The organism is Achromobacter marplatensis, assembly GCF_049060505.1.
Classification (GTDB): Bacteria; Pseudomonadota; Gammaproteobacteria; order Burkholderiales; family Burkholderiaceae_B; genus Achromobacter; species Achromobacter marplatensis_A.
The window spans coordinates 33989-48804 of the sequence record NZ_JBMGRB010000001.1 but is presented as its reverse complement, the minus strand read 5'-3'; the positions used below and the strand labels follow the sequence as shown (position 1 = coordinate 48804).

Annotated in this window: 13 protein-coding genes; 6 read left to right on the top strand and 7 right to left on the bottom strand. The window is 66.0% G+C overall.

What is annotated here, in order from left to right:
- Positions 1-36 precede the first annotated feature (36 nt).
- Positions 37-1932: an FAD-dependent 5-carboxymethylaminomethyl-2-thiouridine(34) oxidoreductase MnmC gene (gene mnmC, locus ACI0FO_RS00210; RefSeq protein WP_416023237.1), complete on the bottom strand. Its 1896-nt coding sequence runs from the start codon at positions 1930-1932 to the stop codon at positions 37-39.
- Between the two features lie 133 nt (positions 1933-2065).
- On the opposite strand from mnmC, the gene ACI0FO_RS00205 reads away from it, so the two are divergent.
- Positions 2066-2941 carry an inositol monophosphatase family protein gene (locus ACI0FO_RS00205; protein ID WP_416023236.1) on the top strand — a complete coding sequence of 292 codons (876 nt, stop codon included), beginning with the start codon at positions 2066-2068 and terminating at the stop codon, positions 2939-2941.
- 29 nt (positions 2942-2970) lie between these two features.
- On the opposite strand, the gene ACI0FO_RS00200 is transcribed toward ACI0FO_RS00205, so the two are convergent.
- Positions 2971-4674, bottom strand: coding sequence for an AMP-binding protein (locus ACI0FO_RS00200; protein ID WP_416023234.1), 1704 nt, complete (start codon positions 4672-4674; stop codon positions 2971-2973).
- Positions 4675-4750: 76 nt separating this feature from the next.
- On the opposite strand from ACI0FO_RS00200, the gene ACI0FO_RS00195 reads away from it, so the two are divergent.
- Positions 4751-5947 (top strand): M20 aminoacylase family protein, encoded by a 1197-nt coding sequence (locus ACI0FO_RS00195; protein WP_169273326.1) that lies wholly within the window; start codon positions 4751-4753, stop codon positions 5945-5947.
- Between the two features lie 2 nt (positions 5948-5949).
- Here the strand turns inward: ACI0FO_RS00195 and ACI0FO_RS00190 are convergent, their stop codons facing one another.
- Positions 5950-6843: a LysR family transcriptional regulator gene (locus ACI0FO_RS00190; protein WP_416023232.1), complete on the bottom strand. Its 894-nt coding sequence runs from the start codon at positions 6841-6843 to the stop codon at positions 5950-5952.
- 114 nt (positions 6844-6957) lie between these two features.
- Here ACI0FO_RS00190 and ACI0FO_RS00185 point away from each other — a divergent pair, with 114 nt between their 5' ends.
- The 4 genes from ACI0FO_RS00185 to pagP all read left to right on the top strand — a co-directional run bounded on the left by ACI0FO_RS00185 (position 6958) and on the right by pagP (position 10797).
- On the top strand, positions 6958-8088 hold the full coding sequence (locus ACI0FO_RS00185; protein WP_416023230.1) for a YeiH family protein: 1131 nt from the start codon (positions 6958-6960) through the stop codon (positions 8086-8088).
- Between the two features lie 105 nt (positions 8089-8193).
- A complete protein-coding gene (locus ACI0FO_RS00180) occupies positions 8194-8604 on the top strand; it encodes an acyl-CoA thioesterase (RefSeq protein WP_416023228.1) in 411 nt (136 codons plus the stop codon).
- A 10-nt stretch (positions 8605-8614) separates the two neighbouring features.
- Positions 8615-10087, top strand: a complete 1473-nt coding sequence (mgtE, locus tag ACI0FO_RS00175; protein WP_416023226.1) for a magnesium transporter — start codon at positions 8615-8617, stop codon at positions 10085-10087.
- 155 nt (positions 10088-10242) lie between these two features.
- Positions 10243-10797: a lipid IV(A) palmitoyltransferase PagP gene (gene pagP / locus ACI0FO_RS00170; protein WP_416023224.1), complete on the top strand. Its 555-nt coding sequence runs from the start codon at positions 10243-10245 to the stop codon at positions 10795-10797.
- Positions 10798-10811: 14 nt separating this feature from the next.
- On the opposite strand, the gene ACI0FO_RS00165 is transcribed toward pagP, so the two are convergent.
- From ACI0FO_RS00165 to ACI0FO_RS00150, 4 genes are all read right to left on the bottom strand, one after another.
- Positions 10812-11423, bottom strand: a complete 612-nt coding sequence (locus ACI0FO_RS00165) for a gamma-glutamylcyclotransferase (protein WP_416023222.1) — start codon at positions 11421-11423, stop codon at positions 10812-10814.
- A gap of 160 nt (positions 11424-11583) precedes the next feature.
- Positions 11584-12042, bottom strand: coding sequence for an Lrp/AsnC family transcriptional regulator (locus ACI0FO_RS00160; RefSeq protein WP_105555509.1), 459 nt, complete (start codon positions 12040-12042; stop codon positions 11584-11586).
- Positions 12043-12128: 86 nt separating this feature from the next.
- On the bottom strand, positions 12129-12911 hold the full coding sequence (locus ACI0FO_RS00155) for an SDR family oxidoreductase (protein ID WP_416023220.1): 783 nt from the start codon (positions 12909-12911) through the stop codon (positions 12129-12131).
- A 204-nt stretch (positions 12912-13115) separates the two neighbouring features.
- On the bottom strand, positions 13116-14810 hold the full coding sequence (locus ACI0FO_RS00150; protein WP_416023218.1) for a thiamine pyrophosphate-binding protein: 1695 nt from the start codon (positions 14808-14810) through the stop codon (positions 13116-13118).
- Positions 14811-14816 lie beyond the last annotated feature (6 nt).

Genomic DNA, 14816 nt, shown 5'->3' with positions numbered 1-14816 from the left:
CCTGACCCCAAGCCCCCTCACCGGCCTGACTTTTTTTCACCTTGGTGAAATAAGTTGGGCCAGATCGGTTTCCAGCGGCGAAGGCTCGCCGGCCAGGCGGGCGGCGATCAGGTCGCCCATCAGCGCCGACCAGGACAGCCCCCGCGAGGCGTAACCGACGGCCAACCACAGACCTCGAGCATGCGGCAATTCCCCCACTGCCGGCAAGCGCCCCGGCAGGACGGCGCGCCAACCGGCCCAACCCGGCAGGCTGCCCGGCACCAGCGCATCGAAGTCCGGGAAGTGACCGCTTAGTAGTCCCGCCGCCTTGGCCAGCGTGACGCGCTGCCCATCGGCGCTGACACGCGCCTCGGCGGCATCGTGGACGTAGGTGCTGCCCACCACGCAGCCCGCCCCCACGTCGGGCAGCAGATATCCTTCCCCGCCGACGATGCACCGGGGGCCGCCCGACAGCGCCATCGCGGGCACCAGCGTCACCTCGCCCGTCAGCGCATGCATCTGCGCGACCCGAGGCAGAGGATCCAGCAGGCCGCTGTCGGCAAGCACGGCGCGCGCGCCGGCCGCATTGGCCAGGATCACTACCTGGGCCTGCGTCAGTTCGATGCCCTGCCCATCCACGACACGCCACCCCTGCGCGGCCGGCTCGACGCGCGCGGCCTTGCCCGGCAGCAAAGTCACGCCGGCGGTCGCCAGCAGCGCATCGATCAGGCGGTTGGGCTGCACCAGCATGCCTTGGGAAAAAAACACGCCGCCGCGCGCCAGCGGCAGGCCGGCCAAGGCGCTGGCCTCGTCGCGATCCACCTGGCGCACCCAACTGGAGGGGAACGCCAGGGTTTCCAGGGTGCTGGCCAGCGCAGCGGACTTGCCCGCATCGCGTTCGACCTGGACCGTGCCGCACACCCGAGGCGCCGCGTCGCCTGCCAAGCCTTGCCAGCGAGCCAGCGCGCGCTGGCTGCCCGCGCGCGACAGGCGTGCCCGGGCATTGTCGTCGCGCGCCACTACTGGCGTCAGCGCCGCCGCCAGATGGCCCGCATGCGCAGGCGCGCCCAACGCCCGGCCCGCGTCCAGCACCGTGACGCGCCAGCCTCGGCCCGCCAGCGCCTGCGCAATGCCGGCGCCCGCCAGCCCCGCGCCCACCACCACGGCATGCGCGGCATCCATGCCGGAAACGCCGGGCACGCCCGCTTCGGCCCGGACTGGGCCTACCGCCGTGCCTACCGCCGTGCCCACCGTCATATGCCATTTGCCGCCATAACCGGCTTCGCGCCGCACATCGAAACCTGCTTCCTGCAACGCCTGCCGCAACTCGCCGGTGCAGGCCCAGGTGGCCACCGTCGCACCGGGCGCAGCCAGCGCGGCCAGATCCCGCAACAATTGCGGCGCCCACATGCGGGGATTGCGATCAGGGGCGAAACCATCCAGGAAAAAGGCGTCGACTTGTGCGCTTAAACGCGGGGCCAGCACCTGCGCGTCGCCGAAACCCAGCGTCAACGTCACGGCGCCGTTTTCAAATTCCAGGCGATGCACCCCCGGCAATAGCGCGGGCCATTGCGCGGCAAGACGCTGTCCCAATTCCGCCAACGGCGTCGCCCCTGCGTGGCGCGCCAGCAAAGCGGACAGATCCCCTTGCGTGAAGGGATGCGCTTCCATCGACACCACGTGCAGCGCGGCGGGCCGTTGCGGGTCGTCGCGCCACGCCTTCCACAAGGCCAGGAAGTTCAGGCCCAGGCCAAAGCCCGTTTCGCAGACGGTGAACCGCTTGCGGCCCCGCCAGCGGCCGGGCAGACCGTTGCCATGCAGGAACACATGTTCCGCCTGCCCCGCCGCGCCCCCAGGCGAGTGATAGACGTCGCCATACAAGGGGCTGTACAGCTTGCCGTCGGCGTCGAAACCGACCTCTGCGGGCGTCAAGGGAACATAGGGCGCGGACATGGAATCCTGAAGGTTGAGACAGAAGCGAATTATTGAGCGTCTGCCCGGCAGACGTTGGATGGACACCACGCGGCGCCCGGGTTTCAGGCCTTTGCCTCAAATTTGACGCATACATGGGCTTACACTGGTTTGCATGGATACCTATGATCAGCCCCGTTCGCAGGCTTCGCCCATAGACCTGTGCGCCGCAATCGATGCGGCCGTCACTGCGGCCCATGGCGGTGCAGCCATTCTGCAATCCTACGCGCATCACCGCGCCGATCTCGTGATCGACCGCAAGGCGCGCAACGACCTCGTGTCCCAAGCGGACCGTGAAGCCGAGGCCGTCATTATCCAGGAGCTGCAGGCCCGCACGCCCAAGTTCGGCATCGTGGCCGAAGAGACCGGGGGTAAGCCCAAGGGCGTCGCCACCTGGTATATCGACCCGTTGGACGGCACCACTAATTTCCTGCACGACATTCCGCACTACGCCGTGTCTATCGCGTTGATCGCTCACGCGGGCACCGCGGTGTCGGCTACCGAAACGCTGACGGAAGACACGCCGGTGATCGGCGTGGTGTACGACCCCAACCGCGAAGAGCTGTTCACCGCGGTGTATGGCATCGGCGCCTGGCTGAACGGCCGCCGCATCAAATGCTCGCGCACGCAGACGATCGAAGACGCCGTGCTGGCAACGGGCTTTCCGTTCCGCGATTTTTCTTTCGCCGGCCAATACATGCCCATGCTGAACGACGCCATCAAGCGCGCGCGCGGCGTGCGCCGCATGGGCGCGGCCGCGCTGGATCTGGCGTGGACGGCCTGCGGACGTTACGACGGCTATTGGGAAATGGGCCTGGCGCCCTGGGACGTGGCGGCCGGCACGCTGATCCTGCGCGAAGCGGGCGGTGCGTGTTCGGACATGCACAAGCTGGACCCGTGGCCGATCGGCGGGCGCGTCGTGGCGGGCAATCCCACCATCGAACGCGCCCTGCACGAGATGATCGCGCCGCATCTGGACAATCCCGGCTAAGCCGGGGCTTACGTGCGGCTTAGCCCGGCTTACGCGGCAGCTTTGCCCGCAGGGGTGGCGGCCGGCGCATCGGGCCGGAGTTCGCGGCGCAGGATCTTGCCCACGTTGCTCTTGGGCAGTTCTTCGCGGAACTCCACGAAGCGCGGCCGCTTATAGCCCGTCAGCTTTTCGCGGCACCAGTCTTGCACCTGGGCCTCGGTCAACGACGGATCGCTCTTCACCACGAAGACTTTGACGGCTTCGCCCGAGTGCTCGTCGGGCACGCCGATGGCCGCGCATTCCAGCACGCCCGGCAATTGCGCCACCACGGCTTCGACCTCGTTCGGATAGACCTTGAAGCCGGAGACCGCGATCATGTCTTTTTTGCGATCGACGATGCGCGTGTAGCCCTGTTCATCCATGATGCCGATGTCTCCCGTGCGAAAGAACCCGTCGGCCGTCATGGACTGCTGCGTTTCCTCGGGCTTCTGCCAATACCCCAGCATGACCTGCGGCCCGCGGATGCCCACTTCGCCGCGTTCGCCCAGCGGCACTTCGCGGCCGGCGTCGTCCAGGATGGCCACGTCGGTGGACGGCAGCGGCAAGCCGATGGAACCCGAATACGCCGTGGCGTTGGTGGGATTCACCGTGGCGACGGGCGAGGTCTCGGACAAGCCGTAGCCTTCGATCAGCGGCCGGCCGGTGATCTTCAGCCATCGTTCGGCCACGGGTTGCTGCACGGCCATGCCGCCGCCCAGCGTCAGCCGCAAGGCCGAGAAATCCAGCTTCGCGAAGTCCGGGTTGTGCGCCAGCGCGTTGAACAGCGTATTGACACCAGGGAACAGATTGATCGGCACCTTGCGCCACGCATTGATCAGCGAAGGCTGGTCGCGCGGATTGATGATGAGCACGTTGCGCATGCCTGCGTGCAGACCATACAGGCCGCACACCGTCATCGCGAACACGTGGTAGAGCGGCAGCGCGCTGATGATGGTCAATTGGCTGTCCGCAAGGTCGTGCACGACGGGCTGCGCCACCGCTTCCGTCTGCAGCACGTTGGCCGTCAGGTTGCGGTGCGACAGCATGGCGCCCTTGGGCACGCCGGTGGTGCCGCCGGTGTATTGCAACACCGCCACGTCGTCCATTGTCAGCACGGGTGGCGTGAATGGCAGGCCCGCGCCCTCGCCCAGCACCCGAGGCAGCATGCGCGCGCCGTCGATTCGCCAGGCCGGCACGATCTTCTTGATGTGCCGCGCGGCGAAGTTGACGATGGGGGCTTTCAGGCCGCCCAGCAGGTCGCCCGGCCCGGTCACGACGATATGCTTGAGCTGCCCGCGATTTTTCACCGCCTGCAGCGTGTGCGCGAAGTTTTCCAGGATCAGGATGACGGACGCGCCGCTGTCTTGCAATTGGCGCCCAAGCTCGTCGGCCGTGTACAGCGGATTCACGTTCACTACGACAAGCCCGGCACGCAGCGTGCCCAGCATGCCGACCAGATACGCGGGCACGTTCGGCATCATCAGCGCCACCCGGGCGCCCTTGGGCAGCCCCAGGCTTTGCAGCCAGCCGGAAAACGCGCGCGCATGCCGGTCCAGTTGGGCATACGTGATATCGCTGCCCATCGCGGTGCAGGCGATGCGCGAGGCGTATTGCTTGCAGGCCCGGTCCAGCAAGTCGGCCAGTGAGGAATAACCCTCAGTGGAGATTTCTGCCGGCACCCCCTGCGGGTAATGGGCTAGCCACGGACGTGTCATGGTAGTTGTCTCCATTAAATAGATTTTTGATTGATGATAACCTTGTTGCGTTCCCTTTTTCCGCCTGACTTCCCCCATGAAACTGCTCGAACCTATCGTCGCCTGGCATCACGATATCTCCAAGATCCGACGCGACATCCACGCGCATCCCGAATTGGCCTTCCAGGAATTCCGCACGGCTGACGTCGTGGCGGCCAAGCTTGAAGAATGGGGTATCGAAGTCGACCGCGGACTGGGCGGCACCGGCGTCGTCGGCATCATCCGCGGCAACCAGCCCGGGGACCGCGCCGTGGGCCTGCGCGCCGACATGGACGCGCTGCCCATGCAAGAGGTCAACACCTTTGCGCACGCCAGCAAGAACGAAGGCAAGATGCACGCGTGCGGCCATGACGGCCACACCGCCATGCTGCTGGCCGCGGCGCAATACCTGGCGCAGCACCGCGATTACGCCGGCATTGTCTATGTAATTTTCCAGCCCGCCGAAGAAGGCGGCGGCGGCGCCAAGCGCATGATCGACGACGGCCTGTTCAAGCGTTTTCCGATGGAAGCCGTGTTCGGCATGCACAACTGGCCCGGCATGAAGCCCGGCCAGTTTGGCCTGACGCCAGGCCCCATCATGGCGTCCAGCAACGAATTCTCCATCGTGGTCAAGGGCAAGGGCACGCACGCCGGCATGCCCAACCTGGGCATCGACCCGGTGATGGCGGCCGTGCAGCTGGCGCAGTCGCTGCAGACCATCATCACGCGCAACCGCAATCCGCTGGACGCGGCCGTGCTGAGCATCACGCAAATCCACGCCGGTAGCGCGGACAACGTCGTGCCCAACCATGCCGAATTGCGCGGCACCGTGCGCACGTTCACGCTGGACGTGCTGGACCTGATCGAACGCCGTATGGAAGAGATCACGCGCCACACTTGCGCGGCCATGGATTGCGAAGTGGAATTCACCTTCCAGCGCAACTATCCGCCCACCATCAACCACGCCGAAGAAGCCGCGTTCTGTGCCGACGTGCTGCGCGACATCGTGGGCGAGGCCAACGTCAACGACCACGTGCAACCCACGATGGGCGCGGAAGACTTTGCATTCATGCTGCAGGAGCTGCCCGGCTGCTACGTCTGGATCGGCAACGGCACGGGCGACCACCGCGACAGCGGCCACGGCCTGGGCCCTTGCATGCTGCACAACGGCAGCTACGACTTCAATGACGAATTGCTGCCGCTGGGCGGCACCTACTGGGTCCAGTTGGCGCTCAAGCGCCTGGCCAAGGCCTGACCCTACCCGCCGTCCCCCGCCCCGACCGCCAGGCACATCGCCAAAAAGCGGCCGGTGGCGCGGGCGGCGGCGTCCGCATGCGGCACCAGGATGCTTAGCGTGCGCGTCAGCGGTTTGGGCAATAGGCGCAACGCCGCCAATGCCCCGTCTTCGTGCCGCATCGACATGACGGACACGAACCCCACCCCCAAGCCGGCGCGCACCGCCTGCTTTACGCCTTCGACACCCGCCAGTTCCAGCCCCACCGATGGCGCCAGCCCCGCATCCGCGAAGGCGCGTTCGACCAACCTGCGCACGCCTGATCCCGGTTCGCGCATGACCAGCGGGGACGCGGCCAGATCCCGCAAAGTCACCGCCCCTTTGCCCGCCAGCGCGTGGTCCGCCCGCACAATCGCCACGACTTCATCTTGCCGCCAGGCATGCACGGCGGTATCCGCGGGCAGCCCGGCGGGTACGTCCCCTTCAATGAAAGCCAGGTCCAGCGCAGGCAGCCGTTCGACGATTTCCCGAGTATTGCCATCGGACAGATGCAGGCTGACGGACGGGAAACCCTGGCGGAAATCCGCCACCAGGCGTGGCAGCAGGTAGCTAGCGGGCGTGGTGCTGGCGCCCAGGCGCAATGCACCCGTCTCCAGCCCGCGCCAGGTTTCGCGTACCGCCTGCGCCTGGCGATACACCTGGCGCAGTTGCCGCGCCTGTTCCGCCAGGCGCTCTCCCGCCTCGGTCAACGCGATGCCGTGGCCGCTGCGGCGGTATAGCGGTTCGCCGAACCATTCCTGCAGCATGCGCAACTGGCCCGATACGGCGGGTTGGGACAAATGCAGCACCTGCGCGGCACGGCTGATGTTGCCGGTATCGGCCACGCAGGCGAAGGTTAGTAGCTGGTCTGGGGTCATGATGACGGAGGTATCAGTTTTTCTGATAGTACATATTGAAAATAAAGATTTTTCAAATAATAGGCCGAGATCTAATATTTCGTGAAGTTATTTAGATATGCCCAAAGGGCCGCCATGAGCACCTCTTCCAGCACCACCGCCCCCCTCCCCGTCAGCACCGTAGCCCCTACAGGGCCAGCTGCCGCAGCACGGGCTGCCGCAGCACCGGCTGCCGCACCATCAGCCTCGGCCACGCCTTGGCGTGACAAACTCAACGGGGTGCTATTCGTCGGCCTGATGGCGGGTGCGGTGATGCAGCTGGCCGACCTGCCCGCCATTCGCCAATTGGGATTTTCGCCGCTGGTCGTGGGCATCGTCTGCGGGATGCTGTACGGCAACTTCCTGCGCGGCACGATGCCGGCCGATTGGGGCGCGGGCGTGAATTTCACCGCGCGCCGCCTGCTGCGCATCGCCGTGGCGTTCTACGGATTGAACATCAGCATCCAGCAGATCGCCGCCGTCGGGCTGCCCGGGCTGGCCGTGTCGGTGGCCGTCGTGCTGGGCACCTTGCTGATTGGCACCGTCGTGGGGCAGCGCATGCTGGGCCTGGACCGCGACACCGCCATGTTGACCGCCGCGGGTAGCGCGATCTGCGGCGCGGCCGCCGTGCTGGCATTCGAACCCACGCTGCGGGCAGCCCCGCACAAAAGCGCCGTCGCGGTCGCCACCGTGGTGCTGTTCGGCACCCTGTCCATGTTCCTGTACCCCATTCTTTACCATGCCGGCTGGCTCAATCTGGATACCCAGGCGCTTGGCATCTACATCGGCGGCACGATCCATGAAGTGGCGCAGGTCGTCGGCGCCGCCAGCAACATCGACCCGGCCACCACGGAAGTGGCCACCATCGTCAAGATGACCCGGGTGGCGTTGCTGGTGCCGGTCCTGCTGGTTCTGGGCATGTATCTGCGCAGCGCCGCCAGCCAGGCCGGCGGCCAGGCCAAGGGCGCCAAGCTGCCGATTCCGTGGTTCGCGGTCGGCTTCCTGGTGCTGGCCATCATCAACTCGCTGAACATCATCCCGCCCGACGCCATCGCCGCCGTCCGCCGCCTGGACGTCTTTGCCCTGACCATGGCCATGACGGCGCTGGGCATCGAAACGCGCTTCGCCCAGATCAAGAAAGCCGGCCCCCGCGTGATGGCCCTGGGCCTTATCCTGTACGCCTGGCTGTTGGTTGGCGGCTACGGTATCGTGAAGTTGGCGACCTGATCGCCGGCCCGTCGCGGCAATGCGCCGCGACGGGCTCCGCCGCGCACGCCGCTGTCTCGTTTTTCCTGCATAATCGGCTGGTTCCCTTGCTTTGGAGTCGGCCGCATGACCTCCAGCACCAAAACCCCGTTTACGACGTTGCCCGCCCATCGCGACCCGGTATTGCGCGTCATGCCGATGCCGGCGGATGCGAACATCCACGGGGACGTCTTTGGCGGCTGGATCATGGCCCAGGTCGACATCGCCGGGTCGATACCCGCCGCCCGCCGCGCCGCGGGCCGCGTGGCCACCGTCGCGGTCAATGCCTTCCAGTTCAAAGAGCCCGTGTTCGTGGGCGACCTCCTCAGCTTCTACGCATCCATCACCAAGACCGGCACGACGTCGGTCACGGTGTCGGTCGAGGTCTACGCCGAACGTCAGCGCCTGGACGCCGAAGTCGTCAAGGTCACCGAGGCCACGCTGACCTACGTCGCCACCGACGAAGCGCGGCGCAGCCGCCCCCTTCCCACTCTTTGAGCCGTAACGCATGACGCAGTCCGCCGCCGCGCAGAAACCGCCCGCGACGCCCCGCCGCCTGGACCCGGAAGACGCCCAGACCGCCTTGGCCGAAGTGCAGGAACGCCTGCGCCGCCAGCAATTGGTGGCCGATCTGGTGCATCGCCAGGAAGAAGGCGACGCCAAGGCCACCCTGGTCGAAGACCTGGTGCACCGCCAGCACGAGGCGGAACTCAAGACCCTGCTTGACGGCCTGCACCCGGCCGACATCGCCTTCATCCTGGAATCGCTGCCCAAGGACGAACGCCAGGCCATCTGGAAGCTGGTCAGCCCCGAACACGACGCGGACGTGCTGCTGGAAGTCGAAGACTGGGTGCGGGAATCGCTGATCGAAGCGATGGACCGCCAGGACCTGGTCGCCGCCACCGGCAACATGGACGCCGACGAACTGGCCGACCTGGCGCCCGACCTGCCGCCCGACGTGGTGGCCGAAGTTCAAAAAGGGCTGACCGAAGAGGAACGCGCGCAGTTGCTGGAAGCCATGGGCTATCCGGAAGACAGCGTGGGCGCGATCATGGACTTCGAAATGGTCCGGGTGCGCGAGGACGTCACGCTGGAAGTGGTGCTGCGCTATTTGCGTCGCCTGCACGAACTGCCCGACCACACCGACCAGATCTTCGTCGTAGACCGCCAAGACAAGCTGCAGGGCATCCTCCCGCTGTCACGCCTGCTGGTCAGCGAACCCGAAACCGAAGTGCGCGCCGTCATGAATTCGGATTTCCTGGCGCTGAATCCGCTGGATTCCGACGCCGACGCCGCCGGCGCGTTCGAACGCTACGACCTGGTGTCCGCGCCCGTGATGGACGACCAGGGCCGCCTGATCGGCCGCGTCACCATCGCGGACGTCGTGGACGTGATGCGCGAAGACTCGCAGGAACAGGCGCTGTCGCGCGCCGGTCTGCAAGAAGAAGACATCTTCGCGCCGGTCAGCACCGCCTTGCGCAACCGCGCCCCCTGGCTGCTGCTTAACCTCTGTACCGCCGCCACGGCCTCTTTCGTGGCATCCCAGTTTGAAGGCACCGTCAGCCAGATCGTGATCCTGGCCTTCCTGATGTCCATCGTCGCCGGCATCGGCGGCAACTCGGGCAACCAGACCATGACGCTCATTATCCGGGCGCTGGCCATGGGCCGGATCACCGGGCGCAACCTGTGGCAACTGGTCAAGCGCGAACTCTTCGTGACCTTGCTGGTGGGGTTGTGCGGCAGCCTGGTAGCTGCCCTGTTCGCGTGGGTGATCTCCCATTCGATGTCGATCGCGCTGGTCATGATGGCGGCGATGGTCTGCAACATGCTGGTCGGCGCTTCGGTCGGCGTGCTGGTGCCGATGGTGCGCGCCCGCTTCGGCAAGGATCCGGCGATGGGCTCATCGGTGCTGTTGACCTTCGCCACCGACTCGCTGGGGTTTTTCATCTTCCTGGGCCTGGCCACGTTCTTCCTGCTGTAGCCTTGCCGCGACAGTCGCACATTATCTTGTTTGCCTGCCCGCCGTGTCTCGTGGGCGGGCGGGGCTCACACTGTCCCATGACAGCCAAGTGACAGGGAAAATGCGTTGACTCCATGTAAAGTCATGGAACTGTCATCTTTTCCTTAGTGCCCGCAATGACCGCCAAACTCCGGGCAGCACTCTTTTTCGTGCTGCTCTCGACTTTCGCCGCCACCGCCGAAGCTTGTGAAGACCTGCCCTCGTGGGCCCACTCGGCCTGCAACCGCCTGGACCAGATCTGGAGCGAAGGCGGCCACGACCTCTACGTGACCGGCTACGCGTGGCATAACCGCGCCACCTACAGCCGCGAGAAAATCGATAGCTTCAACGAACTTGCCTGGGGCGGCGGCTACGGCCGCAGCCTCTACGATGAAGACGGGGACTGGCAGGGCCTGTACGCCATGGCGTTCCTGGATTCGCACAGCAAGGTCGAACCCATCGCCGGCTACGGTTTCCTGAAGATCGGACAGGTCAGCCAGAATTTCCGCCTGGGCGCGGGCTACACCGTCTTCCTGACGGCGCGCCACGACATCATGAGCTACGTGCCGTTCCCCGGGATCTTGCCCCTGGTGGGCGCTGGCTACAAGGATGCCATGCTCTACGCGACCTACATCCCCGGCTCGTCCGGCGCGGGCAACGTATTGTTCGTCTTCGGCCGCTGGCAGTTCTAGGGGCGCGGCGGCGCCTAAAACGCCTGGCCCAATTTGCGGACCAGATCCCCCAGCCGCCAATCATCGATGCCATGCGCGCGCAACGCGCGCTCGGTTTCCACCACGTAGTCCAGGCAAGGGCCGGATTGGCCGACGGCATTGCGCACCGACGCCAGCAGGCGGTCGTCGCTAAGGTCGGCCGCGTACTCCTGGCAGGTGCGGTTCAGCAAGAAGACCAGTCCCTGCACGGGCGCGGCCTCGGTGTGGCAGGTCAGCCAACGGGGGGTATAGGCGCCGGTCACCATTTCGCGGCGCCACAGCGCCTGGAACACCGTCGGAACGTCGCACGCCGCGATCAGGAACGCCACGCCACGGCAGCAGCCGCCGCGGTTCAGGCCGAACACCAAACCCGGGTTGTCCGGCGACCCGCGATGATCATGCGACCACAGGCACAGCGACCGGTGATAACCGCGCACGGTCGCCAGACGGCGCTCGCGCCAAGAAAACCCGGGATGCCAGATCAGGGATCCGTAGGCGAACACCCACAAATCGTCCACGCCGTTCCATCCGGCCAGCAGGTCGTCCACCGATAGCGCTTGCCGCGTTTTTGCCAGACCGGCACAGCGGGCGGGTACAACCAACGACATAGGGTCCTCTGATATCCCGATTCATTCCCCAGCGGGAATGATCGATATCCTACGCCGCCTGCCACGCAAAAGAATTGCGCGATTGGGCCTTCGAAACACGCCGAAAGAAATTTGCATCCGCCACACCCCGCGTGCGCGGAAAAAATTTGCGCGCTGGCGCCTAGACCGCGTCCAGCGGCAATTCCGTGGTGCTTTTGATGACTTCCATCGAGAAGCTGGCACTGACGTCCAGCAAGTCCACCGCGCCGATCAGCCGGCGATAGAAGCGGTCATAAGCCGCCATATCCTCGACCACGACTTTCAGCAGGTAATCGATATCGCCTGCCATGCGGTGGAATTCCACGACGTTGGGCAGCGCCATGACGGCGTTGATCAGGCTCTGCGTCCATTTCTCGTTGTGCTGGCTGGTCTTGATGGACACGAACACCGTCAGGTTCAGACCTAGCGCACGGGGGTCCAGCAGGATGGCGTTGCGGGCGATGACGCCGTCATCCTTCAGCTTCTGGATGCGGCGCCAGCATGGCGTCACGGACAGGTTCACCTGCTCGGCGATTTCAGCGACCGAACAGGTGGCGTCCTTCTGCAGCAGCGCCAATATCTTGATGTCGGTCTGGTCCATGGTGTCCTCAACGCAGTGGTGCAATCTTGCCTGTTGCGCCTGCCGGCGTCCAGCCGAGGGCCGCCCCGTCGCCGGCCAAGCCCCGTCTAGTACGTGCCCGGGTAACCGCCGCCATCGATAAGGATGCTCTGCGCCGTCATGTAGCCGGAATGCGCGGAACAGAGATACGCGCACAGGGCCCCGATCTCTTCGGGCTGTCCGTAGCGCCCCGCCGGATTCGCGCGCCCGCGCTCGTCCCACAGTTGGTCGAACGTCTTGCCGCCGGACTGCTCCACCATGCCCTGGATATGCCTGACTTGCGCGTCGGTGGCAAAGGCGCCGGGCAGCAGGTTGTTGATGGTGACGTTGTGCCGCACGGTCTGACGCGCCAATCCGCCCACGAAGCCGATCAGGCCTGATCGCGCGCCGTTGGACAAGCCCAGTTCGGCATGCGGCGCCTTCACGCTGCGCGACACGATGTTCACGATGCGGCCGAAGCGGCGCTCGATCATGCCATCGACCACGCGCCGGATCATGTCGATCGGCCCTAGCATCATGGCATCCAGCGACGCGATCCAGTCCTCTCGCGTCCAATCCCGGAAGTCCCCAGGCAAGGGGCCGTCGGCGTTGTTGATCAAGATGTCCGGGTGGGGGCATGCGGCGATGGCCGCGTCCCGGCCTTGCGCCAGGGTCAGGTCGGCGGACACCCAGCCCACGCCGATTCCGGTTTCCCGCGAGATTTCGGCGGCGGCCTGCTCCAGCGTTTGCGGGTTGCGGGCCGCGATCGTGACCGCCACCCCTTCACGCGCCAGTTGCAACGCGCACGCCCGGCCCATGCCGCGGCTGCCGCCAAAGACCAATGCCGTTTTGCCGCTGATCCCCAGGTCCATGCTATCGCTCCCGTTGCGTGTCGCGCCGCCGGCATGCGCCGCTGCGCCGAAGCGCACCAGTATAGGAGCGCTAGCCGCCCTTCGGAATCGAATTCTTCGGCGCCGCCACGCCCGTCTGGCGCCATGGCGCAGACGTCGTCCTGGCGGAAACACGCCACCCCCATGAAAAAGGGCCCCGAAGGGCCCCTTGCCATGCGTCTTCGATCAACCCATCCACTGGCTGACCGGCGCCGCCGCATCCTGGAGGGGCTGCGCGACCACGTCGATCAGCGCCGGGCCGTCATGCTCCATGGCGGCCTTGATGGCGGCGTCCAGCTTGGACGGGTCTTCCACGCGCCAGGCCTTCACGCCATAGGCTTCGGCGATGCGGGCATGGTCGGTGCGGTTGAAGTCCACGCTGTAGTAGCGCTCGTCGTAGCCCGCCTTCTGGCTGGCTTTGATCCAGCCGTAGACCGAGTTCGAAAACACGATCATCAACAGCGGCGCCTTGTGCCGGACGATGGTTTCCAGTTCGCCCACCGTGAAGCCGAAGCTGCCATCGCCCATCACCGACACGCACTTGGATTGCGGCCGGCCGACCCACGCACCAAGCGCGGCCGACATCGAAAAACCCAATGCGCCATGGGCGCGGTTGGTGATGAAATGGCGGCCAGGGCGCGACACGTCGTAATAGGCCGAGAAATACGGGCAAGGCGTGCCGGGATCCGCGCACACGATGGCGTCGTCAGGCAACAGCCGGTTAAGCGATTGCACGACACGTTCCGGACGGATCGGCGCGTCCAGGCTATTGGCCAGCGGCTCCAGCTGCGCCAGGCGCGCGGCTTTGGCGCGGCCGGCCAGCACCGCGCCATCAACCGCGTCGGCGTTCCGGTGCGCAAGGCGGGCCTGCACTTCGGCGCCCAGCGCTTCCAGCGCCAGCTTGGCGTCGCCCACCAGGCCCACTTCGGTCAGGTAATTGGCGCCGATCACCATCGGGTCAATGTCGATGTGCAGAATGGGCACGTCGCGGTTCGGGAAGCGCCAGTGCTCGGTTGACGTCGAGCCGGCGCGGCAACCCACGAACAGCACCACGTCGGCCGCGGCCACCACATCGCGCGTGGCCATCACGCCGCCGTTGGAGCCCACTACGCCGGCATTCAGCGGGTGCGTGTCCGCCAGGCTGCCCTGCCCGCTGACCGTCACGCAAACGGCCGCTTTCAGCGTTTCCGCCAAGGTCTGCAAGGCGCCGCTGGCACCGGCAATGACCACGCCGCCGCCGCAGATGATGACCGGCGCGCGTGCGCCGACCAGGCGCTGCGCGGCACGGGCCACATCCGCCGGGTCGGGCGCGAATCGCATTGACGGAAACTGGCCGTGCTCCGGCTGCGCCCAGACATCCGACGCGTCCACTTGCTGTTTCATCACGTCATACGGAAAGCACAGGTGCGCCGAGCCGGGCTTGCCGGTGGTCATGGCACGGAACGCCGCGCGCACCATGCCCGGAATCTGATCGGCCCGGTCGATCGTGCGGTTCCACTTGGTCAGGGGCCGGTACATCGCTTCCTGGTCCAACTCCGTCAGGGGGTACTTGCCGCGCGAACCCACCGCCACATCGGACGTGATGCCCAGCACGGGAATCGACGATTCGTTGGCTTCGACCAGGCCGGGCAGCAGATAGGTGGCGCCGCCGCCACTGGGGCCTTCGCAAACGCCGACCTTGCCGGTCACGCGGGCGTAGGCATCAGCCATGTAGCCCGCGCTGCGCTCGTCGCGCGTCAGAATGTGCTGCATGCCGTGGTCCAGGCGGTATAGCGCGTCGTAAAACGGCAAGCTGGTGTCGCCGCACAGGCCAAAAATATGTTTGACGCCGTTGTGCTGCAGCATCCGCACCATGGCTTCGGCGCCGGTCAAGTTTTCCATATCATC

Coding starts and splice junctions, on each gene's coding strand:
- mnmC (WP_416023237.1), bottom strand. CDS start 1,932: ATGTCCGCGCCCTATGTTCCCTTGACGCCCGCAGAGGTCGGTTTCGAC.
- ACI0FO_RS00205 (WP_416023236.1), top strand. CDS start 2,066: ATGGATACCTATGATCAGCCCCGTTCGCAGGCTTCGCCCATAGACCTG.
- ACI0FO_RS00200 (WP_416023234.1), bottom strand. CDS start 4,674: ATGACACGTCCGTGGCTAGCCCATTACCCGCAGGGGGTGCCGGCAGAA.
- ACI0FO_RS00195 (WP_169273326.1), top strand. CDS start 4,751: ATGAAACTGCTCGAACCTATCGTCGCCTGGCATCACGATATCTCCAAG.
- ACI0FO_RS00190 (WP_416023232.1), bottom strand. CDS start 6,843: ATGACCCCAGACCAGCTACTAACCTTCGCCTGCGTGGCCGATACCGGC.
- ACI0FO_RS00185 (WP_416023230.1), top strand. CDS start 6,958: ATGAGCACCTCTTCCAGCACCACCGCCCCCCTCCCCGTCAGCACCGTA.
- ACI0FO_RS00180 (WP_416023228.1), top strand. CDS start 8,194: ATGACCTCCAGCACCAAAACCCCGTTTACGACGTTGCCCGCCCATCGC.
- mgtE (WP_416023226.1), top strand. CDS start 8,615: ATGACGCAGTCCGCCGCCGCGCAGAAACCGCCCGCGACGCCCCGCCGC.
- pagP (WP_416023224.1), top strand. CDS start 10,243: ATGACCGCCAAACTCCGGGCAGCACTCTTTTTCGTGCTGCTCTCGACT.
- ACI0FO_RS00165 (WP_416023222.1), bottom strand. CDS start 11,423: ATGTCGTTGGTTGTACCCGCCCGCTGTGCCGGTCTGGCAAAAACGCGG.
- ACI0FO_RS00160 (WP_105555509.1), bottom strand. CDS start 12,042: ATGGACCAGACCGACATCAAGATATTGGCGCTGCTGCAGAAGGACGCC.
- ACI0FO_RS00155 (WP_416023220.1), bottom strand. CDS start 12,911: ATGGACCTGGGGATCAGCGGCAAAACGGCATTGGTCTTTGGCGGCAGC.
- ACI0FO_RS00150 (WP_416023218.1), bottom strand. CDS start 14,810: ATGGAAAACTTGACCGGCGCCGAAGCCATGGTGCGGATGCTGCAGCAC.